19 protein-coding genes and 1 riboswitch are annotated in these 21994 nt (G+C 68.5%); of the genes, 10 read left to right on the forward strand and 9 right to left on the reverse strand.

Annotated features, from left to right (window positions below; all coding sequences use genetic code 11):
* Window positions 1-176: 176 nt before the first annotated feature.
* The 3 genes from ACE3RX_RS03560 to ACE3RX_RS03570 form a co-directional block, all read right to left on the reverse strand.
* Window positions 177-1127, reverse strand: a complete 951-nt coding sequence (locus ACE3RX_RS03560) for a PA2778 family cysteine peptidase (protein WP_374480385.1) — start codon at window positions 1125-1127, stop codon at window positions 177-179.
* Between the two features lie 127 nt (window positions 1128-1254).
* Window positions 1255-1656, reverse strand: coding sequence for a PA2779 family protein (locus ACE3RX_RS03565; protein ID WP_374480387.1), 402 nt, complete (start codon window positions 1654-1656; stop codon window positions 1255-1257).
* A gap of 119 nt (window positions 1657-1775) precedes the next feature.
* Window positions 1776-2885, reverse strand: a complete 1110-nt coding sequence (locus ACE3RX_RS03570; RefSeq protein WP_374480389.1) for a hypothetical protein — start codon at window positions 2883-2885, stop codon at window positions 1776-1778.
* Between the two features lie 122 nt (window positions 2886-3007).
* Between ACE3RX_RS03570 and pdxH the strand changes: the two genes are divergently transcribed.
* The 4 genes from pdxH to ACE3RX_RS03590 all read left to right on the forward strand — a co-directional run bounded on the left by pdxH (window position 3008) and on the right by ACE3RX_RS03590 (window position 7792).
* Window positions 3008-3655, forward strand: coding sequence for a pyridoxamine 5'-phosphate oxidase (pdxH, locus tag ACE3RX_RS03575; protein ID WP_374480391.1), 648 nt, complete (start codon window positions 3008-3010; stop codon window positions 3653-3655).
* A gap of 68 nt (window positions 3656-3723) precedes the next feature.
* Window positions 3724-4560: a phosphate/phosphite/phosphonate ABC transporter substrate-binding protein gene (locus ACE3RX_RS03580; RefSeq protein WP_374480393.1), complete on the forward strand. Its 837-nt coding sequence runs from the start codon at window positions 3724-3726 to the stop codon at window positions 4558-4560.
* Between the two features lie 14 nt (window positions 4561-4574).
* Window positions 4575-6611, forward strand: coding sequence for an ATP-binding protein (locus ACE3RX_RS03585; protein ID WP_374480396.1), 2037 nt, complete (start codon window positions 4575-4577; stop codon window positions 6609-6611).
* 215 nt (window positions 6612-6826) lie between these two features.
* Window positions 6827-7792, forward strand: a complete 966-nt coding sequence (locus ACE3RX_RS03590; RefSeq protein WP_374480397.1) for an alpha/beta hydrolase — start codon at window positions 6827-6829, stop codon at window positions 7790-7792.
* 169 nt (window positions 7793-7961) lie between these two features.
* Here ACE3RX_RS03590 and ACE3RX_RS03595 read toward each other — a convergent pair whose 3' ends face one another.
* From ACE3RX_RS03595 to ACE3RX_RS03620, 6 genes are all read right to left on the reverse strand, one after another.
* Window positions 7962-8975 (reverse strand): AraC family transcriptional regulator, encoded by a 1014-nt coding sequence (locus tag ACE3RX_RS03595; RefSeq protein ID WP_374480399.1) that lies wholly within the window; start codon window positions 8973-8975, stop codon window positions 7962-7964.
* A gap of 58 nt (window positions 8976-9033) precedes the next feature.
* Entirely contained in the window at window positions 9034-9927 is an 894-nt protein-coding gene (locus ACE3RX_RS03600) for a transporter (RefSeq protein WP_374480401.1), read from the reverse strand.
* A gap of 157 nt (window positions 9928-10084) precedes the next feature.
* The gene (locus tag ACE3RX_RS03605; RefSeq protein WP_374480403.1) at window positions 10085-11272 is read right to left on the reverse strand and encodes a serine hydrolase domain-containing protein; all 1188 of its coding nucleotides are present in this window, start codon (window positions 11270-11272) and stop codon (window positions 10085-10087) included.
* Between the two features lie 186 nt (window positions 11273-11458).
* Entirely contained in the window at window positions 11459-11767 is a 309-nt protein-coding gene (locus ACE3RX_RS03610) for a hypothetical protein (protein ID WP_374480405.1), read from the reverse strand.
* A 2-nt stretch (window positions 11768-11769) separates the two neighbouring features.
* Window positions 11770-12375: a cytochrome c oxidase subunit 3 family protein gene (locus tag ACE3RX_RS03615; protein ID WP_374480407.1), complete on the reverse strand. Its 606-nt coding sequence runs from the start codon at window positions 12373-12375 to the stop codon at window positions 11770-11772.
* A gap of 220 nt (window positions 12376-12595) precedes the next feature.
* Complete coding sequence (locus ACE3RX_RS03620; RefSeq protein ID WP_374480409.1) at window positions 12596-13510, reverse strand: TorF family putative porin; 915 nt, start codon at window positions 13508-13510, stop codon at window positions 12596-12598.
* 380 nt (window positions 13511-13890) lie between these two features.
* Window positions 13891-14025, forward strand: a riboswitch (guanidine-I (ykkC/yxkD leader).
* Between the two features lie 56 nt (window positions 14026-14081).
* Here ACE3RX_RS03620 and ACE3RX_RS03625 point away from each other — a divergent pair.
* The 6 genes from ACE3RX_RS03625 (at window position 14082) to uca (ending at window position 21987) form a co-directional block, all read left to right on the forward strand.
* Complete coding sequence (locus ACE3RX_RS03625) at window positions 14082-15134, forward strand: ABC transporter substrate-binding protein (RefSeq protein WP_374480411.1); 1053 nt, start codon at window positions 14082-14084, stop codon at window positions 15132-15134.
* Window positions 15135-15141: 7 nt separating this feature from the next.
* Window positions 15142-15966, forward strand: a complete 825-nt coding sequence (locus ACE3RX_RS03630) for an ABC transporter permease (protein WP_374480413.1) — start codon at window positions 15142-15144, stop codon at window positions 15964-15966.
* Window positions 15963-16820 carry an ABC transporter ATP-binding protein gene (locus ACE3RX_RS03635; RefSeq protein ID WP_374480415.1) on the forward strand — a complete coding sequence of 286 codons (858 nt, stop codon included), beginning with the start codon at window positions 15963-15965 and terminating at the stop codon, window positions 16818-16820. The genes ACE3RX_RS03630 and ACE3RX_RS03635 overlap by 4 nt, the downstream gene beginning before the upstream one ends.
* 5 nt (window positions 16821-16825) lie before the next feature.
* Window positions 16826-17614, forward strand: a complete 789-nt coding sequence (locus ACE3RX_RS03640) for an urea amidolyase associated protein UAAP1 (protein WP_374480417.1) — start codon at window positions 16826-16828, stop codon at window positions 17612-17614.
* 10 nt (window positions 17615-17624) lie between these two features.
* Entirely contained in the window at window positions 17625-18278 is a 654-nt protein-coding gene (locus ACE3RX_RS03645; RefSeq protein ID WP_374480419.1) for an urea amidolyase associated protein UAAP2, read from the forward strand.
* Between the two features lie 103 nt (window positions 18279-18381).
* Complete coding sequence (gene uca, locus ACE3RX_RS03650; protein ID WP_374480421.1) at window positions 18382-21987, forward strand: urea carboxylase; 3606 nt, start codon at window positions 18382-18384, stop codon at window positions 21985-21987.
* Window positions 21988-21994: the final 7 nt, after the last annotated feature.

The raw sequence follows: 21994 nt of genomic DNA on the forward strand, positions 1-21994 counted from the left end.
CCCCGCCGGGGGTGGTTGTTGTCGGATTGGGGGGGGGCGGGGGGGGGGGGGGGGGGTGTTTTGACCCCCGGGGGGTGCTCGCTCAACCGGGGGGGGCGCTATTCACCCCCCCCCCCACAGGACATTCCTCCCGAACGGGACATTCGCCCCTGATGGCCCCAGGAAGGACGCCGCCTTTACCGCCGGATACGCTGAAGGGTATCGCGGGCCGCGTCCTGCGTAGGGCCGCCAAGCTCGACGGCGCGCTGGGCGGCCTTGCGGGCTTCGACCGGGCGCTTCAGCTCCAGCAGCACGTTGGCCAGGTTGTTCCACGCGGCCGCCGCGTCATGGCGTTTGGCCGCATCGCGGAAGGCGGCTTCCGCCCCGCGCAGGTTGCCGGCCTGGTACTGGCTGTTGCCGAGCCCCATCGCCAGCGTCAGGCTGTCCGGCCAGCGGGCCAGCGCGGCCCGGTAGGCGGGCACAGCGCGCCCGGCCGGCGCGGCCTTCTCGAAGGCCACCAGCGCGCGGGTCGTCAGTGCCTCGTCGGCCGTGGCGGCCAGCTGGCCCGGCGGCACGACGACGAAGGCCCACTTGCCGGCCCGCTCCCAGGTCAACTCGAAGGTCCGGAAAGGCATCACCTGGCGCTCCATTGGACCGGAGCGCAGCAGGAAGGACTCGTCGTCCAGGTCGTAGCCGATCACCACCGCGTAATGCCAGGTCGGCGCCCACGACAGCCCCAGGTTGAGCAGCACGACCACCGGATGCCCGGCTGCCGTCTCGCGCATCAGCGCCTCCAGCGTGCCGGGGATCTCCACCGCCAGCGCCCCGTGGCGCCGCGCGCCGGACAGCATCTCGATCTGTAGCGAACCCTGCCGCCCCGGCAGGAAGACCTGGCCGGCCAGCGCCTGCGGCGTGACGCCGAAGCCATTGGCCCCCAACACCATCGCCAACGCCGCCGGCCCGCACTGGTAATCCTCCTGCGCGTAATACGGCACCGCCGCCAACTCGACCCGCGGCGGCACTCCGGTCGGCCGCGCCGCCCGCAAAGCCGCCGTCTGCGCCGCACAACCGCTCAGCCCGAGCGCCACCAGCGCAGCGGCCGCGCCGATCAAACGCCGCCGCTTTTCGAGAAAGAGAAATTCACTCATAGGTTCGACCTTGGCGAACAAATCGTAGCGAGCGCTCCGAGGTCGCAACGAGGAGCGCAGCCGTACATGAGTACGGCGAGCACCGGAATTGCGAGATCGGAGTGCGCAGTAGATTTATTCGCTAAGGTCAGCGGATGGAGCGGGTGAAGGGGTAGACCTTGGTGAAGCCGAGGATGTCGGTTACCAGCAGCAGCAGGAACAGGAAGATGATCACCTCGATGAAACCGCCGGCCGGCGCCTTGTCCATCTGCGTGGCCAGCCGGCTCGCATCCTCGTCGGTCAGTGCGGCGACGCGCTCGCGTGCATCGGCGGCCTTGACGCCCATGCTCTCCAGGCGGGACTGCACGTCGGCGCGGTCGAGCAGCTCGTTCAGGTGGGCGCGCGCCTCGGCGCCGCTGCGGGCGGAGCCCTGGCTGGCCTGGGCAACCTGCTCGGTACCGATCATGGTGGCCTGGGCGGTCTGCACGAAGGCCACGTGGGTGGTGCTGACAATAAGCAGGGCAGCAAGAGTCTGCTTTAAGCGTTTCATTATGGTTCTCCTCGAAATCATGGAAGGCCCGCCTGGCGGGCAGCACTTTATGCTGGCAGGCCGGTCCATGCCTCTTCAAGGGCGATCCTGTAACAACACATTTTGGGTAATGCCATTCCTCAGGTGGCCGCACGCCCCCGTGCGATGGCCTCGACGATGCCACGGCGGGCCCGTGCACGGCGCAACAGATTGGCCGCCTCCCCTTCCCGCTCCAGCCATTCGTGGAAGCGCCTGAGGCCGAGCCGCACGGCCCCTTCCTCGACGCAGTGGGACAGCAGCACGAGCTGGGTCTGCATCACGTCTTCGGCGGCAAACACGCCAAACTCGGACGCCACAGCCACCGCGTTGCTGGTACCGAGCAACTTGAGGGCCTGGGATTCGGTGACGCCCCGGTGGCAGGCAATCACATGTACCGGGCCGACGGCATCCGTTTCCACCAGCAACGCCGCGTAGTCGTGGTCCTGGTAGAAAGGCTGGCCAACCCGCTCCCGCGCTGCCGCCACGCCCAGCGCCGCCGGAATCGCCTCCACGCGCAGCAGCAAGCGGGCCGGGTCCAAGCCGGACAAGCCCAGGTCGGACAGCACGACACCGTCCTCCGGCGCCTCGCCGTCGAGCGCTTCAACGAGGGCCGTACGCATCTCCTTTGCCCGGCCTGGCAGGTCGAGGCGCGCCCAGTCCAGTGCCGCCCCCTGGTCGACACGCCGCCCGGTGGGCCGCGCACCGCGCTTGGCGAGCTCGACGGCCCGCTGCAAGACCAGCCGCAGCGCGGCGGCGAACAGCGCGTCACGATCAGTCACGCGGGTATGGATCAGGCGCCGGGCGGCGACATACTGTTGAAACACCTTGTCACGATCTTCCACTGCCGAACGGGTCGGCTCCAGGGAAATCACCGACACCACGTCGCGCCGGTGGGTGAGCGCCTCCTGCAGTTCGGCGTGGCAGATACCGATTTCGCTGCCGCCATCCGCACTACCGGCCTCGCCGGTGTACAGCACCAGCACGATGTCGGCCCTGGCGATCTCCTCCAGCGAGCCTTCGAGAATGGTCTTGCCGGCCGGTTCCGGGTCATCCTCGTGAATCCACACCTCGAAAAGCGGGTGATCACCGACGCGGATGCCCTCGATGCGCCCCTTGAGTTCCAGGCGCAGGTCGGTGAGCCGTTCGCCGTCGAACACGGGCGACAGGGCACGGCTGGAGAGCATCACGCGGAGACGGGGGACGGCGGCCATCGACGGGCTCCTCGAGGAGACGGGGCGCCCACGATACCACTACGTCATTTAGCGAGGGCAGCCCGGTCAAAGCAGCCGCAAAGTGCCACAATCCCGTATCTCCACCGTTGTCCGAAGCCGCTATGAATGACGACCCCAAGCTTGCCGACCTGCGCAAGAGCTACGAACACGGCAGCCTCGACGATGACGAAGCCGCCGACTCCCCATTGAACCAGTTCGCCGCCTGGCTGAGGGAAGCGCTGGACAAGGGCCTGCCGGAGCCCAACGCGATGACCGTCGCCACGGTCGACCAAGACGGGCGGCCATCCACCCGTGTCGTGCTGATCAAGGGCTACGACACCCGCGGCATCGTCTGGTACACCAACTACGCCAGCCGCAAGGGCCGCGAGCTGGAGGCCCGCCCCTTCGCCGCGCTGCAGTTTCACTGGGTGGAACTGGAACGGGTGGTGCGAATCGAGGGGCGCGTCGAAAAGGTCTCCGCCGAGGAGTCCGACGCCTACTTCGCCAGCCGCCCGCTGAGCCACCGCATCGGCGCCTGGGCCTCCCCGCAGAGCGAGCCGATCGCCGGGCGCGGCGTGCTGGTCGCCCGAGCCGCCGAATACGGCCTGCGCTTCGGCCTCAACCCACCGCGCCCGCCGCACTGGGGCGGCTTCCGGCTGGTGCCGGACTACTGGGAATTCTGGCAGGGCCGCAGCTCGCGCCTGCACGACCGCATCACCTACCGCCTGCAGCCGGACGGCAGCTGGCACAAGGCACGCCTGGCGCCGTGAGATGCGCCAAGGCAGGCTTAAGACTGAATGTCTATAATCGGCGGCGCTTCCCTTTGCTGAGATCCGACATGCTTGTGCGCCTCGCCGCCGTCCTCGCCCTGACCCTGGGCATCGCCACCGCCCACGCTCAGGAAGCCGTCTACCGCTTCTCGCCGGTCAACCAGTGGGATATCAACAAGACGGCAGCCTACTGGAACCCGATCATCCAGTACGTCTCCGAAAAGAGCGGGGTCAGGCTGCAGCTCAAGATCGGCCGCACCTCGGCCGACACCACCAGCTACGTGCTGGCGCAGGAAGTGGAATTCGTATTCACCAACCACCTGTTCAGCCCCGAACGGGAATCCCTGGGCTGGAAGGTTTTCGGGCGCCGCAATGCACCGCCGCTGCGCGGCCAGATCGTCGTGCCGGCCGACTCGCCGATCACCCGCATCGAGGAGCTGAAAGGCCAGGAAGTCGCCTTTGCCGGCCCGGAAGCCTTCATCGGCTACAAGGTGCCCTACGCCTACCTGATTTCGAAGGGCGTGGACGTGAAGACCGTCTTCGGCGGCAACCAGAACGCTGCCATGGCCCAGCTTTTCGCCGGCAAGGCCAAGGCCGTCGGCAGCAATTCCATGCTGGTGGAAGGCTACTCCAACCGGGAAGGCAAGAAATTCCGCGTGCTATGGACCTCCGAGCCCTACCACGACCTGGCCCTGATGGTCTCCGGCCGGGTGCCCGACAAGGACCTGAAGGCCATCTCGGCGGCCTTCTTCGGCATGCACAAGGACACCCGCGGCCAGGAGATCCTGCACCGCGCCTCCCAGGAGGTCGGCCTCGGCAACGACGCCTTCTTCATCCCGGCCAGCGGCGCCGACTACACGTCCTACCGCAAGTTCTACCAGAGCGCACCGGCGGCGGTACGCTGACCGGCACCAGGCCCATGGGCAAACTCTCGAGGTTGCTGCCACAGTCGCTGGTCGCCCGCATTTATGCGCTGTACTCGGCTGCGCTGCTGTTCTTCATCGGCGGCGGGCTGGTGCTGTTCTACCAGTACCAGTTCACCCAGGAACTTGAAACCGCCCAGCAGTCGGCCACCATGCTGATCGAGGTGACCGCCCAGACCATCACCGACAGCGCGGTGATCGGCGACTACGACACCATCCAGCGCACCCTCGACAAATCCATCGTCGGCTCCCAGTTCGCCTCCGCCACCTTCATCGACCTGGCCGGTGGCGGGCTGCGCAGCGTCAATCGCGACAAGCCAGAGGTCGTGCCGCCCGCCTGGCTGCGCAAGCGCGTCGCCACCGATCTCTACGAGGTCAATCGCAACATCACCGCCGGCGGGCGTGACTACGGGGTGCTGCGCCTCGAATTCGATGTGGACATGATCGCAGGCGGGCTGTGGAAACTGTTCCGCACCGCACTGCTGCTGACCCTGCTGGGTTTCACCGGTGGCCTCGTGCTGATCTGGTTCCCGCTCAAGCTGTGGCTGGGCAGCCTCGGCCGCGTGAAAGGCTTCGACGAAAGCCGGCACGAAGCGCGGGTGCCCCAGGACGAGGCTGAGTTGCTGGCCGACCTGCCGCTCGAATTCCGCCCGATGTTCGACGTGCTCAACCAGACCGCCGCCCGCCTGCAGCGGGAACTCAGCCAGCGCGAGAAGGCCCTGACCTCCCTGCGCGAGGTGCTGGCCGGCCTGCAGGCAATCCCCAACACGGTGACCAGCACGCCGTCCGACGAGGACATCGAGGCGGTCACCGCCGCCATCGGCCGGCTGGTCGCCGAACGGGAAGCCAGCCGCGTCGCGCTGGAACAAGCACGGGATGCCGCCGAGGCGGCCAACCGGGCGAAGAGCGACTTCCTGGCCAACATGAGCCACGAGATCCGCACGCCGATGAACGGCATCATCGGCATGACCGAGCTGGCCCTCGACACCCGGCTCGACGACGAGCAGCGGGACTACCTGAACATCGTCCGCTCCTCGGCCGGCGCGCTGCTGACCATCATCAACGACATCCTCGATTTCTCGAAGATCGAGGCCGGGAAACTGGCCATCGAGAACATCGACTTCGACCTGCGCGAACTGCTGCATGACGTGCTGCGCCCGGTGATCCTGCAGGGCGGGGAAAAGGGCCTGCAGGTTCGCAGCCAGGTGGATGACGACGTTCCCCGGAGGCTCAGCGGCGACCCGGTTCGGGTCCGCCAGGTACTCATCAACCTGCTCAGCAACGCGGTGAAGTTCACCGAGACGGGCGAGGTGGAACTGCGTGCGCGCCGCGGCGATGGCCAGCAACTGCTGTTCTCGGTGCGCGACACTGGCATCGGCATCTCGCCGGCGGCCCAGGAACAAATCTTCGACGCCTTCTCCCAGGAGGATACGTCGATCACCCGCAAGTTCGGCGGCACCGGGCTGGGCCTGTCGATCTGCAGCCGCCTGATCGAACTGATGGGCGGCCGCATCTGGGTGGACAGCACGCCGGGCCAAGGCTCGACCTTCCACTTCACGCTGCCCTGCCACAGCTCGGCGGCGAGCACCGACGCCCAAACCGGCACCGAGCCCCCGGCCAGTCCGCCGGCCGCACCCCATGAAGAGGCCGCGCTGGCAGGCGCCCGGGTCCTGCTCGTCGAGGACAACCCGGTCAACCAGCGCCTCGCCCAGGTTCTGCTGCAGAAGCGCGGCTACGCCGTGAGCCTGGCCGAGAACGGCGCCGACGCGGTGGACATGGTCGGCACCGGCCGTTTCGACGTGATCCTGATGGACATGCAGATGCCGGTGCTCGACGGCCTCGAGGCCACGCGCCAGATCCGCAGCATGGAGCAGACGGCCGGCCAGCCGCGGGTGCCCATAATCGCGATGACCGCCAACGCGATGAACGGCGACCGGGAACGCTGCCTCGACGCCGGCATGGACGACTACCTGACCAAGCCGATCAAAGCCCAGGAACTCTACGAACGCATCGAGGGCATGCTGGCCGCCTGAAACCCGCGCGCGCCCTCAATGCGCCTGGGAGCGGGAGAACAGCTGGATCACCAGCACGCCGGCGACGATCAGGCCCATGCCGAGCAGGGCCGAGGCGCGACCACGTCGAAGAGGATGGCGATGCCGAGAAAGAGGTCATGCATGGGCGTGCTGGACTTCGGGTTGGAGGAGACAGGGCCCACAGGCTAGCATTCCGGAATAGGAGGATGTATCCCATGAACATTTCGCCGCAGCCAAGCCACCTTGCCCAGCCCGCCCGCCGGCGCTACCTGCTCGCCGTCCTCGGCCTCACCGCCAGTGCTTCCGTCGCCCATGCCGGCCCCCTGCTCGACCGCTTGCGTGAACGGCGCGCAGCACGCCTCGGCGCGACCGACGAGGACACCGGCCACGGCCTGCCGGCCGGCGCGCGCAAGCTGGCCGACGTCGCCTACGGGGCCGACCCGGCCCAGACGATGGACGTCTACATCCCGGCAGAGGCCCACGGCGCGCCGGTGATCCTGATGGTCCACGGCGGCGCCTGGGCCATTGGCGACAAGGCGATGGAACGCGTCGTGGATGCCAAGGTGGCACGCTGGGTGACGCGCGGCATCATCTTCATCTCGATCAACTACCGCATGCTGCCGCAGGCCGCCGTCGATGTGCAGCTGCGCGACGTGGCGCGGGCCCTGGCGATGGCCCAGCAAAAGGCCACGGCGTGGGGTGGCGACCCGCAGCGCTTCGTGTTGATGGGCCACTCAGCCGGCGCCCACCTGGCGGCGCTGCTGGCCGTCTCGCCGCCGGCCCGATTCACGCCGCCACCGCTGCCGGTGCTTGGCACGGTGGCCCTGGACAGCGCCGCGATGGACGTGGAGGCAATCATGAACCAGCGCCATCTGCGTCTCTACGACCGCCCCTTCGGCACCGACCCCTCCTACTGGCGTGCGCTGTCGCCCTACCACGCGCTGACGCCGGGGGCCGCGCCGCTGCTGGCGGTGTGCTCGACGCGGCGGGAGGATTCTTGCGACCAGGCCCGGCGCCTCGCCGCCCGCGCCGACGGACTGGGCATCCAGGTCCAGGTACTCGGCGAAGACCTGTCCCACGGCGACATCAACAGCCAGCTGGGCCTCGACAACGCCTATACGCACGCCGTCGAACGCTTTATGGCCAGCCTTCACGCGGACCTGGCACACCGCCTCCCATAAGGGCGCGTTCATCGGCCATCGCGGACCATAACCGACCGATTGGACGGTAACCTGAGCCTCGCTGCTGGCGAGGGCTGTGCGCTCCACGGCTTTGTGGCAGACACGAACGTGCCGCTTTGCAATAAACCACACCGATACTACGGTTTTTGATCCGTCGTGATGCCCCGTCTCAGCGCCCCACCCGCCGCAGACTGTCCGAGGGGTTCTCGGCAAAGCGCGCCCGATAGCGCGCCGCGAAGACACCGAGGCTGTAATAGCCCCACTGCTCCGCAATCGCCGCGACAGTGCTCTCCGGCGGAGCCGCCAGCAGCGCCTGGCGCACGCCCTGCAGGCGCGCCTCGCGCAGGAAGGCCATCGGCGTGGTGCGGCGGAATTCGCGGAACGCACCGCTGAGCGCCCGCACGCTGATCCCCACCGCCGCCGCCACCGCGCTCAAGGTCGGCGCCTCGCGGGCATGCTCGCGCATGTATTGCTCGGCCTGGCGCACGTAGCGCGGCGCCAGCGCGCACGGGCGGGCCGGCAGCTCGCCCCAGCGGCGGGTCCACTCCATCAGCATCTGGGTGCCGAGCATCTCCTCCAGCTGGCGTCCCAGCGGCCCCTCGCTGACCTGGCGCGGGTACTCCGCCACGCAGCGGCAGCAGTAGGCGAGTAGCGCATGCCATGGCGAGCCGGCGCCGCCGAAGCGGATCTTCAGGCGCCACAGGGCCTCATGGGCCGGCTGGCCGGTCCACCGCAGGTAGAGCTCTTCCAGATAGCGGTGCGGAAAGGTGACGTTCACCTGCAGGTGATCCAGGTCGAAATCGGCCCAGTACTCGGTGCGGCTGGTATCAACGAGAAAGCTCTCGCCGGCGGCCGTCTCGGCCGGCTCGTGGCTATCCACCCAGTGCCGGCCGGCGCCGCGCACAGTGGTCAGCGCCATGCCCATGCCGGCCCCTTCCGAGAAGTCGCTGAGATGGACCGGAATGCCGTAGGAGAAACGGCTGAGGATCATGCTGCCGATGGGCACCGCGTGCAGGTCGGAGCTCGGCACCAGGATGTTGCCGGTGGGGCGCACCGCGTAAGGCATATAGACGCGCCGGGTCCACGCCTCCAGTTCATCGAAGTCACGAGTAGCAATCAGTTGGTGGGCGTCGGTCGGCCGTCCGCCGGCATCCACGACGAGGGCATTGCACAGGCTTTCCATGGCAGCTCCCAAGACCTTGCGACCGCCCCGGGCGGCGCTCCCGGGGCGAAGGGCGAACTCAGAACACTTTCAGCAGGCGCAGGTTGAGCCGTGCATCCTCCTTGACGCCCGTGCGGACGGACAGATCCCGCCCCAGCGAGGTCAGCACCTGCCAGCCCGGCGCCACGAAATGCGCCACGCTCAGCAAGGCCTTGGTACGGCGCTGGCGGTCGCCCTGGGCGATGCCGTCGATCTCCGTCTCGCCGCCGCCCGCCTGGGACAGCATGCCGCCCACCCACGTGGCCGCGCCGAAATTGTAGCGAAGGTGGGACTGCAGCTCCCAAGCGGGGCGCTGCCTGAGCGTCGCGCCGGCAGGGCCGTAGTCCCCGTTGCGGCCGAAGACCTGGCCGTCGGCGATCAGGTCCAGCGTGAAGCGTTCCGACAGCGGCGTGATCCAGCCCGTCTGCAGCGCGAACTTCCAGCGGTTCTCGCCGAAGGGGTTGAGTGGCGCATTGCGGTCGTAGCGGCCGGTGGGCAGCCACAGCCAGGGCGTCACCGCGAAGGCGCGGCGGCCTTCCGGGTCCTTCATCAGGTGGAGGGTGGACGCCAGGATCAGGTCGCCGACGCCGTTGGTGGCATCCACGCCTGCCAGGTCGCCGCCGGTATGCACACGGCCGAAGGGCAGCAGGAACTGGGGCGCCATGGTGAGGCCGCCGACATCCACGTAATGCGCGCCGCGCAGGATGCCCACGTCCGCCTCGACGCGGGCCTGGTCGGCCACCCGCTTGCCGCCGGCGTAGAGCTGGCGGCCCTCGGTGTGCTGGTAATAGCCGACGGCCAGGCTGGTGCCGGCCGGCAGGTAGGTGTAGTCGCCGGCATCGATGGTCACGGCGGCAGCCAGCCCGGGCACGGCAAGGGCCACGGCGCAGGCAACAGCGTGCCAGCGACGGCCCGTGGGGGTACGTCGTTTCATGTCTCCACATCTCCTCTGGGTGGCGGCGGCCGTCTCTCGCATTCGGGACGGCCTGACGCCGGGGCTTACTGTGACAGGCCCCCGATCGGGCCATGTCTCGTTCCGGCATGCGCCTGTCGCGCGCCGGCAATTTTTGGGAAGGGGTGCCGCAGTGGTCTCAGCGGTGGTGATAGACCGCCGTCTCGAACTCCACGAACTGCGGGTAGGCCACGCAGTCCTGGAAGGGCAGCAACTGGGTCGCCCAGTAGCCGCCGATGCCGGTCTGGCGGTCGATCCAGTAGAAGGAATTGGCCAGCCCGGCCCAGGCCAGGGAATTGGCCGGGCGGCCCGACGGGGTCGGCGCGCGGTTGGTCATGAAAGTGTAGGCCCAGCCCTTCGGCACGCCGGGGAAGAAGCTGCCGGCGTTGGCGAGGGACGGGATCGACGTGGGCCAACCGGTGCATTCGAGGGAACCGAGCCCGTCGCGGGCCATCAGCGCCACCGTCTCCGGGCGCAGCACGCGGCCGTGGGGGCCGGCGCCGTCGTTGAGGAGCATGCGGATGAACTTCATGTACTCGCCGACCGTCGCGTACAGGCCGTGGCCGCCGCAGTCCATCGCCGGTGGCTGCGGCAGCACCAGTTCGGGCAACGGGCTGAGCGCGCCGTTGGCGGCCCGCTCGTGGATGGTCACACGGCGCGCCCGCATGGACTCGGACATCGTGAAGCCGATGTCCGCCATGCCCAGCGGTTCGAAGATCCGCTCCTTCATCACCTCGCCGAGGCGCTGGCCACGCAGCGCCTCGACCACCAGCCCGAGCCAGTCGATGTTGACGCCGTAGGTCCACCGCTCGCCCGGATCGTGCAGCAGCACGCTGCGGATGGACGGGAACTCGCACGACACGATGGTCGGGATCTCCTTCGCCGTGCGGTACTGCAGGTCGTCCTGGCTGAAGAACTCGTAGCCGAGGCCGGAGGTGTGCAGGAACAGGTCGTTGATCGTCACGTCGCGCTTCGGCGGCCGCGTGCGCGGCTGGCCCGCCGCGTCGAAGCCGTCAAGCACCTGAAGCTCAGCGAACTCGGGCAGGTACTTACGCACCGGGTCGGCCAGCGACAGGCGCCCCTCCTCGATGAGCTGCATCGCGCAGGTGCCGGTCAGCGCCTTGGTGGTGGAAAAGATCGCGAAGACCGAATCGAGCGTCATCGCCGACTCGGCGCCCAGCTCCCGCAGCCCCGCGCAGCCTTCGTAGAAATTGCCGTCCCGGTCGGTGGCCATCGCCACCACGCCGGGCACCCCGCCGGCCCGGTGCACCGCCTGGTCCAGTACGGAATCCAGGACGGCCGTCAATGTGCTTGTGCTTACCGTCATGCCTTGTCTCCTCATATCGTTGTGGTCCGCTTGACGCGCCCGCCCTGAAACCCGGAGGCCGGGCGGGCGGAAGGACGATATGTCGGGACAAGGCCGCCGCCTGTCCGGAAACGGCAGGCGGCTATCGGGATCCGGCAATTATTGGCGGCCTACATGCGGCCGAAGCCGCCGCGCGGGCCTCACCACCTACAGCGTCGTCAGCCGTGCCAGCTGGCGGCCGAACAGAGCGGTCACCAGCAGCAGCACCGGCGTGATCGTGATGAAGCCGTACAGCACGCGGCGGATCAGCGGATGGGCGCGGTCGGCTTCGATGAAGTGGCGGATCACCAGCCAGCCCTTCAGCCACAGGATGGCGGCCACCAACCATTGCAGCCCGACCTGGCCGTGCAACCCATGGCCTAGCAGCAGCGACAGCCCGGTCAGCGCGAGCAGACCGAGCCAGGTCTTCACGAGCGGCGCCAGCGGAGCCGCCGATTCACAATGCATGTCGTTCATGCTCACACCAGCACGTAGAAGAAGGAGAAGATGACCAGCCAGATGATGTCGGTGGCGTGCCAGTAGCAGGCCAGCGCCTCCAGGCCGCTGTAGTCGTCGGCCGAATAGCCGCCAGCCAAGTGGCGCGCCAGCACCCACAGGATGCCGAGGATGCCCCACACCGCATGCACCATGTGGTTGAAGGTCAGGTAGTAATAAACGCCCGAGAAGATGCCGGCCTGCCCGTCGATGCCATGGGCCAGGTTCCACTGGATCTCGATGATCTTGGCGAGCGGATAGCCCAGCGCCAGCACCAGCCCGCCAACCAGCCAGGCAATCGAGGCCCGGCGCCGCCCGACGCGGATCAGCGCCGTGGAACAGGCGATGCAGAAACTGCTGCTGATCATCACCAGCGTGATGACGGTGCCAAGCGTGGTGGACAAGCCCTCCGCGCCTTTCTCGAAGGCCTCCGGAAAATGGGCGCGGGCGACGAAATAGACGACGAAGAGCACCAGGAATTCTACGAACTCGCAGCAGATCCCGACCCAGATCCCCTTGTTGCCGGGAATCCGCCCGCCCGGCGCCTCCTCGAAATCCGGTCCCGCTACAGTCATGGTATTGGCAGTCATCGTTTTCCCCATTGCTCGGCAGCCGCCATTCTTCGCCACCGGCCCGGCCGCGGAAGGAACAGATGAAATGGTTTACTGCCGATACAGATCGGGGAATTGATGCTGGTCAATTCTGCGCAGGAGCATCAGGGAAATACGCCGGGAAGGCGAATGCCCGTGGGGGCGAATTCATTCTCCCCATGGAATGGCGGGCGGATCCCTCACTTCATGAAGACCCTGCTCAGAACCCGTAGCTGATCAGCCCCACCAGCTTGCTCACCTGGTTCACGCCGAAGCGGTTGTCGCCGCCGATGATGCCCTGCAGCGTCCACGTCAGGCCGGTGCTGCCGATGGGCTGGGACAGGCCGAGGACGAGGTGGCGGAAGCCGTCGCTGATCGGGCCCTTGCCGGCGAAGCAGCCGTTGACGACGAAGGCGGTGCCCGGCGCGCAGGATCCACCCGTGGCGGCGTCGCCGGTGCCCAGGTACTTGCCCTCCCGCGCGTAGGTGTACCAGCCGAGGCTGGCCGTGAAGGTCAACTCGGCCGGCAGCGGGCGGGTGTAGTTGAGCGTCCAGTAGGTGTCGCCGCGGTTGCCCCACACGGTGTCGTTGAGCAGGGTCTGCGCGTTCAGCGCGTACTCCTGCCAGGCCAGGCCGAGCTTGGTCTCGGTGGCATTGGCGTGGCGGCCGTTGAGGTAGTAGTAGGCGGTCAGGCCCAGCGTGTAGGAGACGTCGCCAAGCTTGCCGGTGTAGCCGCCGTAGAAGTCGTTCTCCACCGACTTGCCGTCCTGGAAGTCGCTGACCGCCACATTGCCGGTGGCCGCGTACTGGTCGTAGGAACGGCCCAGCTGCTTGTACGAGTAGTTGATCGCCGACGCCCAGTAGCCCAGGTAGAAACCGCTTTCATGGGTGAAGTCGACGCCCCACTGGGGTGTGAAGCGGTCCGACTCGGGGGCGTCCGCGCCCTGGTTGCCGAGGCCGGGCTTGGCGTTGCCATAGGTCGTCGTCGCGCCGCGCAGGTAGTAGCGGCTGGCGAGATCCACGTGTCGGGTAAGGGTGTAGGGCGGTGCTACTTCATCGGCGGCGAAGGCAGGGCTGACGGAAGCGGCGAGGACGGACAGGGCGCACAGCGACCCTGCGATGGCTTTATCAAGCATCACGAGAGAAGACTCCGATTGAGGTTCCGGATATGCGCGCCGTCCTCCTAGCAGAAAGCGGACCAGCCAGCGCGGGGATGGATGCGATGCCGAGCTTGCATATACATGGCGACGCAATCCGCCCCACCCAATCCGGGCACGGCACGCCCTCCGGCGATGCACCCGCGGCGTGCCTGCCCATTTCCGGCGGCACCACGGCGGTGCATGCACCCTTTCGGCATGGCCAGTGCGAGATGCCGGACTCCACCCGCATCCCGCTCGACAAAACCCTGGCAGGCCAGTGTCCACAAGGCTTTCACGGGATTGTCACGACAACTGGCACCGCTATTGCTAAACGATCGGCGAGAGGGAGCGAATCGCGCTGTATCGCGTTCGTTTCATCGAAGGGTGGCTAGGGTTCCGGTCCCGTTTCGGATATGCGCACATATCGGGGGATGTCTGGTCCGAGAGCTGCCGGCTGCAACAGGCCGAGCAGGCATGTCGTGGCTCCACGGAGGGATAAAAGCCCGGGAGGAACGCTTTGGATGAAGCGCCCTCTCGCCCGTTTTCTCCCAAACGACAGGAGCCCTTCATGTACCAGACCGACACCCGCCGCGTTCGTCCGACCGTCCTCCGCGACACGCGCGCCACCGCCACTTACTCCATCGTCAAGCGTCTCAAGACCACCCTCGCCGTGCTGGGCCTGGGCAGTGCGCTGCTCGCCGCACCGGCGCCGGCCCTCGCCGAGGTCAAGGTCGGCGTTTCCGACTGGCCGGGCTGGGTGGCCTGGTACGTGGCCGAGCAGAAGGGCTTCTTCAAGAAGCACAAGGCCGACGTGAAGCTGGTGTGGTTCTCCAACTACACCGACTCCATCTCCGCGCTGTCCTCCGGCCAGCTCGACGCCAACTGCCAGACCTGGTCCGACACGATGGGCCCGCTGGCCAAGGGCGTGCCGGTGAAGGCGGTGCTGGTCAATGACAACTCGGCCGGCAACGACGCGCTGATGGTCAGCGACAAGATCAAGGGCTTCGCCGACCTGAAGGGCAAGCGCATCGCCCTCGAAGAGTTCAGCATCTCCCACTTCGTGCTTGCCACCGCGCTGGCCAAGAACGGCCTCACCCAGAAGGACGTGAAGGTGGTGAACCTGTCCGCCGGCGACGCCGCGGCGGCCTTCCTGGCCGGCCGCGTGGACGCCGCCGTGGTGTGGAACCCGTGGGTCTCGCAGATCGAGAAGAGCGGCAAGGGCAAGCCGCTGTTCACGTCGAAGGACATGCCGGGCCTGATCCCCGACTTGCTGGTGGCTCAGGACAAGGCCATCAAGACCAAGCACAAGGACCTGGTCGGCATGATCCGGGCCTGGTTCGACACCGAGAAGTTCATCCGCGACAACCCGGACGAGGCGGCCAGGATCATGTCCAAGGTGGTCGGCATGAAGGCCGAGGACTACAAGGTCTTCCTGCCCGGCACGCGCTTCTTCGACGCGGCGGCCAACCAGGCCGCGCTGACGCCGGCTGACGCAAAATCCCTGCAGGCCGTCGCCCCGACCATCTCGGCCTTCCTGCTCGACAAGAAGCTGATCGACGGCAAGCCCGACGCCGCCAAGGGCATCGACGCCAGCCTGCTCGCCGAAGCCCTCGGCAAGTGAGACGGCCATGAGCGCAAGCAAGCGAGCCGGCGGGGGCGGCAGCTCCCTGTGGCAGATCCGCGCCGCCATCGACCCGCGCCAGTACTGGCTGCTGGCCCTGTTCGGGCTGGTCGCGCCGCTCGTCGCGTGGCTGGTGGCGAGCCACCTGGACGGCACCGACAAGGTCTTCCTGCCCGGCCCAGCCGACGTGCTGGCGCGCATCTGGAGCTGGGCCACCGATGACGACCTGGCCGCTGACGTGGCGATCAGTACCTGGCGCGTGGTGGCCGGCTGGGCCCTGTCGGCCGCCATCGCGCTGCCGCTGGGCCTCTTCATCGGCAGCTACCGGGCCGTGCAGGCGCTGCTGGAGCCCCTCACCGACTTCATCCGCTACATGCCGGCGGTGGCCTTCATCCCGCTGGTCATGCTGTGGGTCGGCATCGAGGAGGGCTCCAAGGTGGCGATCATCTTCATCGGCACCTTCTTCCAGATGGTGCTGATGGTCGCCGAAGACGTGCGCCGCGTGCCGCTGGCGCAGATCGAGGCAGCCCAGACCATGGGCGCCACGCGCAGCGAGATCCTCGAGAAGGTCATCGTCCCGTCGGCCAAGCCGGCCCTGCTCGACACCCTGCGGGTGACCATGGGCTGGGCATGGACCTACCTGGTGGTGGCCGAGCTGGTGGCCTCCAACTCCGGCCTCGGCTACGCGGTGCTCAAGGCCCAGCGCTTCCTGCAGACCGACAAGATCTTCGCCGGCATCCTGCTGATCGGCCTGATCGGCCTCCTCATCGACCAGGGCTTCCGCCTGGTCCATCGCAAGGCCTTCCCCTACCTCGCCGGGAGACACCGATGACCGCCAGCATCGACATCCGCGACGCCTTCAAGACCTTCGGCCACGGCCCCCAGGCCATCCACGCGCTGGAGCACGCCAACCTGGCGATCCGCCCCAACGAGTTCGTCACCTTCGTTGGCGCCTCCGGCTGCGGCAAATCCACGCTGCTGCGCATGATCGGCGGGCTGGAGAGCCTCAGCCGCGGCAGCATCGCGGTGAACGGCCAGCCCATCGCCGGCCCCGGCGTGGACCGGGCCATGGTGTTCCAGCACTACAGCCTCTACCCGTGGCTGACGGTCACCCAGAACATCAAGTTCTGCCGCCAGCTCAAGGCCCACACCCGCGACCGGACCTCGGCCGACGTGGAGAAGGCCGCCGGCCGCGCCGACGCGCTGATCCGCCTGATGGGCCTCAGCCACGTCGCCGACGCCTACCCCAGCCAGCTGTCGGGCGGCATGCAGCAGCGCGTGGCGATCGCCCGCGCACTGATGAGCCGGCCGCCGATCCTGCTGATGGACGAGCCCTTCGGCGCGCTGGACGCCCAGACCCGCGAGGTGATGCACGACCTCATCCGCCACGTGCACCGCATGGAAGGCAGCACCATCGTGTTCGTCACCCATGACGTGGAAGAGGCCATCTACCTGGGCCAGCGCATCGTGCTGATGGCGCCCCGCCCCGGCCGCATCGACACCCTCTACGACGTGCCCCTGCCTGCCGAGCGGCACCAGGACATGAAGCTCGCCCCCGAGTTTCTCGCCTTGAAGCGCGAGATCCTGGAACGCATCCGCGAGACCTCCGGCATGAAAACCGACCTCGAGCAGCTCGCCCGCCTCAACGCCGCCGTCGGCGCCGACGCTGCCCTCACCACGGACTGAAGCCCATGAACGCCCTGCTCACCCCCACCGACGCCGTCGACGTGGACACCCGCTGGCAACAACTCGCCGCCGACCTGCCGGCAGACAAAATCCTGTTCTCCGACGTGGTCCCCGGCGGCTGCCACTGGTCGTGGACGCTGCCCCGCGGCACCACGCTGCGCCTGGTTGCCCAGGCCGCCGGCGCCAACCTGTCGATGGTGCTCTACAACGCCCGCCAGCCGCTGGAGCGCTACAACATGCCCGACTCCCTCAAGGCCCAGCACACCGCCCACTACAGCCGCGGCCACGTGCTGATGAGCGACATGGGCTGCGCGATGGCCTCCATCACCGCCGACAGCCTCGGCTGGCACGACCCCCTCGGCCTGCTGCTGGACGCCCCGCGCATGCACGAAAAGTACGGCCAGCACCCGTACCAGCAATACCGCAACGGCATGTACCGCGCCGGCCGCGACGGCCTGCTGATCGAGATCGGCAAGTACGGCCTGCGCCGCCGCGACCTGGTGGCGCCGGTGAACTTCTTCAGCAAGGTCAGCGTGGACGAGGAAGGCCGCTTCCACTTCCAGCCCAATCACGCGCCAGCCGGCGCGATGGTGGAAGTGCGCCTCGACATGGACGTGATCGTCGCCGTGTCCGCCGCGCCGCACCCCCTCGACCCGCGCCCGGACTATGCGCCGGCACCGGTCGGCATCGTCGCCTGGCGCTCCGGCCCGGCGGCGGCGGACGACGTGTGCCGCCAGTTCCGCCCGGAAGGCGCCCGCGCGCTGCACAACACCGACCTGCACTACCTGGCCTGAGGAGACCGCCATGACCGCCACCGCCATCCGCCTCCGGGAAAGCGCCCTCGACCCGGCCCAGGCCGTCACCGACGTGGTGCTGCCCGCCGGCGAACCCTGGCTGCACGAGGTGAAGCAGGGCCAGACCCTGCGCATCGTCGACCTGCAGGGCAACCAGGCCGCCGACGTGATCTTCTACAACCGCCACGACACCGACGAGCACTACAGCGCCACCCAGACCCTGCTGCAGCAGGGCGGCATCTACCTCACCACCGGCTCGGTGCTGATGAGCAACGAAGGCCACCCGATGCTGACCCTCGTCGCCGACACCTGCGGCCGCCACGACACGCTGGGCGGCGCCTGCGCCGCCGAGAGCAACACGGTGCGCTACGCGCTGCACAAGAAGTACATGCACAGCTGCCGCGACAACTACCTGCTGGCCATCCAGCACTCCGATAGCGGCCTTACCAAGGCCGACCTGGTGCCCAACGTCAATTTCTTCATGAACGTGCCGGTCACCGCCGACGGCTGCCTTAAGTTCGACGACGGCGTGTCCGGCCCCGGCAAGTACGTCGAGCTGCGCGCCGAGATGGACCTGTGGGTGCTGGTCTCCAACTGCCCGCAGCTCAACAACCCCTGCAACGCCTACAACCCCACGCCGGTGCAGTTCCTGATCTGGAACTGATCCGCAGCAGCACGCTTCCGGCACTCGCCGGCCCCCGGGACGACCCGGGCGGACAGGATGACCGGGCGGGACGACCCGCCCCCTCGCTCCGAGAGCCTCCACCATGTTCAGCAAAGTCCTCATCGCCAACCGGGGCGCCATCGCCTGCCGGGTGATCCGCACGCTCAAGAAGCTCGGCATCGCCTCGGTGGCCGTGCATTCCGAAGCCGACGCCAACTCCCTGCACGTCAGCCTCGCCGACGAGGCGGTGTGCATCGGCCCGGCCCCCGCCGCCGAGAGCTACCTCAAGGCCGACACCATCCTCGCCGCGGCCCGCGCCAGCGGCGCCCAGGCCATCCACCCGGGCTACGGCTTCCTGTCCGAGAACCCCGACTTTGCCGACGCCTGCGAGGCCGCCGGCATCGCCTTCATCGGCCCGACCCGCGCCCAGATGCTGGCCTTCGGCCTCAAGCACACCGCCCGCGAGCTGGCCGAGCAGGCCGGCGTGCCACTGCTGCCGGGCAGCGGCCTGCTGTCCGGCGTCGACGAGGCGCGCCGCGAGGCCGCCCGCATCGGCTACCCGGTGATGCTCAAGAGCACCGCCGGCGGCGGCGGCATCGGCATGCGCCTAATCGGCGGCGAGGCCGAGCTGGACGAGGCCTACGCGTCGGTGGACCGGCTGGCCCGCGCCAACTTCAAGGAAGCCGGCATCTACCTGGAGAAGTACGTCACCGCCGCGCGCCACATCGAGGTGCAGGTCTTCGGCGATGGCCGCGGCCGCGTGCTGGCCCTGGGCGAGCGGGACTGCTCGGTGCAGCGCCGCAACCAGAAGGTCATCGAGGAAACCCCGGCGCCGGGCCTGTCCGCCGCCCAGCGCGCCGGGCTGGCCGCCACCGCGGTGCGCCTGATGGAATCCATCGCCTACCGCTCGGCCGGCACCGTCGAGTTCGTGATGGACGCCGACAGCGGCGCCTTCTACTTCCTGGAGGTGAACACCCGCCTGCAGGTAGAACACGGCGTCACCGAGGAAGTGACCGGCACCGACCTGGTGGAATGGATGGTGCTGCTGGCCTCCGGCGACCTGGCGCTGCCCGCTGCCGCGCCGCAGCCGCAGGGCGCGTCCATCCAGGTGCGCCTGTACGCCGAAGACCCGGCCAAGAACTTCCAGCCGTCGTCCGGCCTGCTCACCGAGGTGCGCTTTCCTCCCGGCGTGCGCGTCGAAACCGCCGTCGCCACGGGTTCCGAAGTACCGCCCTATTACGACCCGATGGTCGCCAAGATCATCGTCCATGCAGACAGCCGCGAAGCCGCCACCGACAAGCTGATCGCCGCTCTGGACGCCACCCGCGTGTACGGCATCGAGACCAACCGCGCCTACCTGCGCCAGATCCTCGACGGCGAGGTGTTCCGCGCCGGCCGCCAGACCACCCGCTACCTCAACAGCTTCAACTACCGCCCGGCGACCTTCGACGTGCTGGAGCCCGGCGTGCAGACCTCGGTGCAGGACTGGCCCGGCCGCGTCGGCTACTGGGACGTGGGCGTACCGCCGTCCGGCCCGATGGACGACCTCGCCCTGCGCGCCGCCAATCGCCTGGTCGGCAACCCGGAAGGCGCCGCCGGCCTGGAATGCACGATGAGCGGCCCGACCCTGCGCTTCAACTGCGACACGGTGATCGCCCTCACCGGCGCGCCCACCGCCGCCACGCTGGACGGCGCACCGCTGGCCTGGTGGCAGGCCCACGCGGTGAAGGCCGGCGCCACGCTGAAGGTCGGCGCCGTCACCGACGCCGGCTGCCGCAGCTACCTGGCGATCGCCGGCGGCATCGACGTGCCCGACTACCTGGGCAGCCGATCCACCTTCACCCTCGGCCAGTTCGGCGGCCACGCCGGGCGCTGCCTGCGCCTCGGCGACGTGCTGGCGATCCAGCCCACCACCGCCCTGCCCGCGCCGCTAAACCTGCAGCCGCCCGTCTACGGCCACCACTGGGAAGTGGCAGTGCTCTACGGCCCCCACGGCGCACCGGACTTCTTCACCGATCCGGACATCGCCGGCTTCTTCGCCACCGACTGGGAGATCCACTACAACTCCAGCCGCACCGGCGTGCGCCTGATCGGGCCCAAGCCCCAGTGGGCACGGACCGACGGCGGCGAGGCCGGCCTGCACCCGTCCAACATCCACGACAACGCCTACGCCATCGGCGCCATCGACTTCACCGGCGACATGCCGGTGATCCTCGGCCCGGACGGCCCCAGCCTGGGCGGCTTCGTGTGCCCGGCGGTGGTGATCCAGGCCGACCTGTGGAAACTCGGCCAGCTGCGCCCCGGCGACACCCTGCGCTTCGTGCCGGTCAGCGCGGCCACTGCGGCACGGCGCCTGGCCGCTGCCGACGCGGCGCTGGCCCATGCCGACGGCCCCCTCGCGCTGCCGGTGATCGCCGAGCCGGACACCGTCACCACGCCAGTGCTGGCCGAGCTGCCGGCCGCCGGCGAGCGCCCCCGCGTGGTCTATCGCCAGGCCGGCGACGCCTACCTGCTGGTCGAATACGGCCCGCTGGTGCTCGACCTGGAGCTGCGCTTCCGCGTGCATGCGCTGATGGACTGGCTGAAGGCCCATCCCCAGCCGGGCATCATAGACCTGACCCCCGGCATCCGCTCCCTGCAGCTGCACTTCGACGCCCGCCGCACCGACCGCGCCGCGCTGCTCGCCACGCTGCAGGCCGCCGAGGACGCGCTGCCCGCCATCGACGACATGGAAGTGCCGAGCCGCACGGTGTACCTGCCGCTGTCCTGGGACGACCCGGCGACCAAGCTGGCCATCGACAAGTACATGCAGTCGGTGCGCAAGGACGCCCCGTGGTGCCCGTCCAACATCGAGTTCATCCGCCGCATCAACGGGCTGGATTCCATCGACGAGGTGTATCGCACCGTCTTCGACGCCAGCTACCTGGTGCTGGGCCTCGGCGACGTGTACCTCGGCGCGCCGGTGGCCACGCCGATGGACCCGCGCCACCGCCTCGTCACCACCAAGTACAACCCGGCCCGCACCTGGACGCCGGAGAACGCGGTGGGCATCGGCGGCGCCTACATGTGCGTGTATGGCATGGAAGGCCCCGGCGGCTACCAATTCGTCGGCCGCACGGTGCAGATGTGGAACCGCTGGAACCACGGCGCCCGCGGCACCGAGCAGTTCGACAAACCCTGGCTGCTGCGCTTCTTCGACCAGGTGCGCTTCGTGCCGGTGGGCGAGGAAGAACTGCTGCAGCTGCGCAAGGACTTCGCCGCCGGCCGCGCCCGCCTGCGCATCGAGGACGGCGTGTTCCGCCTGGCCGACTACCGGCGCTTCCTGGCCGACAACGCCGCCCCCATCGGCGCCTTCAAGGCCCGCCAGCAGGCCGCCTTCGAGGCCGAGCGGGAACGCTGGAAGGCCGCCGGCCAGGCCGAATACATCAGCGAGGCCGACATCGCCGCAGCGGCCGCAGATTCCGAACTGGACCTGCCGGAAGGCGCCCAGCTGGTGGCCAGCTACGTGCCCGGCAACATCTGGAAGCTGCTCGTCGAGGCCGGCCAGCACGTCAAGGCCGGCGACCCGCTGGCGGTCGTCGAATCCATGAAGATGGAATTCACCGTGACCGCCCCCGCCGACGGCGAGGTGCTCCAGCTGCTGTGCCGCGAAGCCAGCCCCGTCGCCGCCGGCCAGGATCTGCTGATCCTGCGCACCGCCACCCACTGATTCCGGA

This window comes from Zoogloea sp., from assembly GCF_041914405.1.
GTDB lineage: Bacteria > Pseudomonadota > Gammaproteobacteria > Burkholderiales > Rhodocyclaceae > Zoogloea.

Coding starts and splice junctions, on each gene's coding strand:
- ACE3RX_RS03580 (WP_374480393.1), top strand. CDS start 3,724: ATGCTTGTGCGCCTCGCCGCCGTCCTCGCCCTGACCCTGGGCATCGCC.
- ACE3RX_RS03590 (WP_374480397.1), top strand. CDS start 6,827: ATGAACATTTCGCCGCAGCCAAGCCACCTTGCCCAGCCCGCCCGCCGG.
- ACE3RX_RS03630 (WP_374480413.1), top strand. CDS start 15,142: ATGAGCGCAAGCAAGCGAGCCGGCGGGGGCGGCAGCTCCCTGTGGCAG.
- ACE3RX_RS03625 (WP_374480411.1), top strand. CDS start 14,082: ATGTACCAGACCGACACCCGCCGCGTTCGTCCGACCGTCCTCCGCGAC.
- ACE3RX_RS03600 (WP_374480401.1), bottom strand. CDS start 9,927: ATGAAACGACGTACCCCCACGGGCCGTCGCTGGCACGCTGTTGCCTGC.
- ACE3RX_RS03640 (WP_374480417.1), top strand. CDS start 16,826: ATGAACGCCCTGCTCACCCCCACCGACGCCGTCGACGTGGACACCCGC.
- ACE3RX_RS03570 (WP_374480389.1), bottom strand. CDS start 2,885: ATGGCCGCCGTCCCCCGTCTCCGCGTGATGCTCTCCAGCCGTGCCCTG.
- ACE3RX_RS03595 (WP_374480399.1), bottom strand. CDS start 8,975: ATGGAAAGCCTGTGCAATGCCCTCGTCGTGGATGCCGGCGGACGGCCG.
- pdxH (WP_374480391.1), top strand. CDS start 3,008: ATGAATGACGACCCCAAGCTTGCCGACCTGCGCAAGAGCTACGAACAC.
- ACE3RX_RS03610 (WP_374480405.1), bottom strand. CDS start 11,767: ATGAACGACATGCATTGTGAATCGGCGGCTCCGCTGGCGCCGCTCGTG.
- ACE3RX_RS03620 (WP_374480409.1), bottom strand. CDS start 13,510: ATGCTTGATAAAGCCATCGCAGGGTCGCTGTGCGCCCTGTCCGTCCTC.
- ACE3RX_RS03605 (WP_374480403.1), bottom strand. CDS start 11,272: ATGACGGTAAGCACAAGCACATTGACGGCCGTCCTGGATTCCGTACTG.
- ACE3RX_RS03560 (WP_374480385.1), bottom strand. CDS start 1,127: ATGAGTGAATTTCTCTTTCTCGAAAAGCGGCGGCGTTTGATCGGCGCG.
- ACE3RX_RS03615 (WP_374480407.1), bottom strand. CDS start 12,375: ATGACTGCCAATACCATGACTGTAGCGGGACCGGATTTCGAGGAGGCG.
- ACE3RX_RS03565 (WP_374480387.1), bottom strand. CDS start 1,656: ATGAAACGCTTAAAGCAGACTCTTGCTGCCCTGCTTATTGTCAGCACC.
- ACE3RX_RS03645 (WP_374480419.1), top strand. CDS start 17,625: ATGACCGCCACCGCCATCCGCCTCCGGGAAAGCGCCCTCGACCCGGCC.
- ACE3RX_RS03635 (WP_374480415.1), top strand. CDS start 15,963: ATGACCGCCAGCATCGACATCCGCGACGCCTTCAAGACCTTCGGCCAC.
- ACE3RX_RS03585 (WP_374480396.1), top strand. CDS start 4,575: ATGGGCAAACTCTCGAGGTTGCTGCCACAGTCGCTGGTCGCCCGCATT.
- uca (WP_374480421.1), top strand. CDS start 18,382: ATGTTCAGCAAAGTCCTCATCGCCAACCGGGGCGCCATCGCCTGCCGG.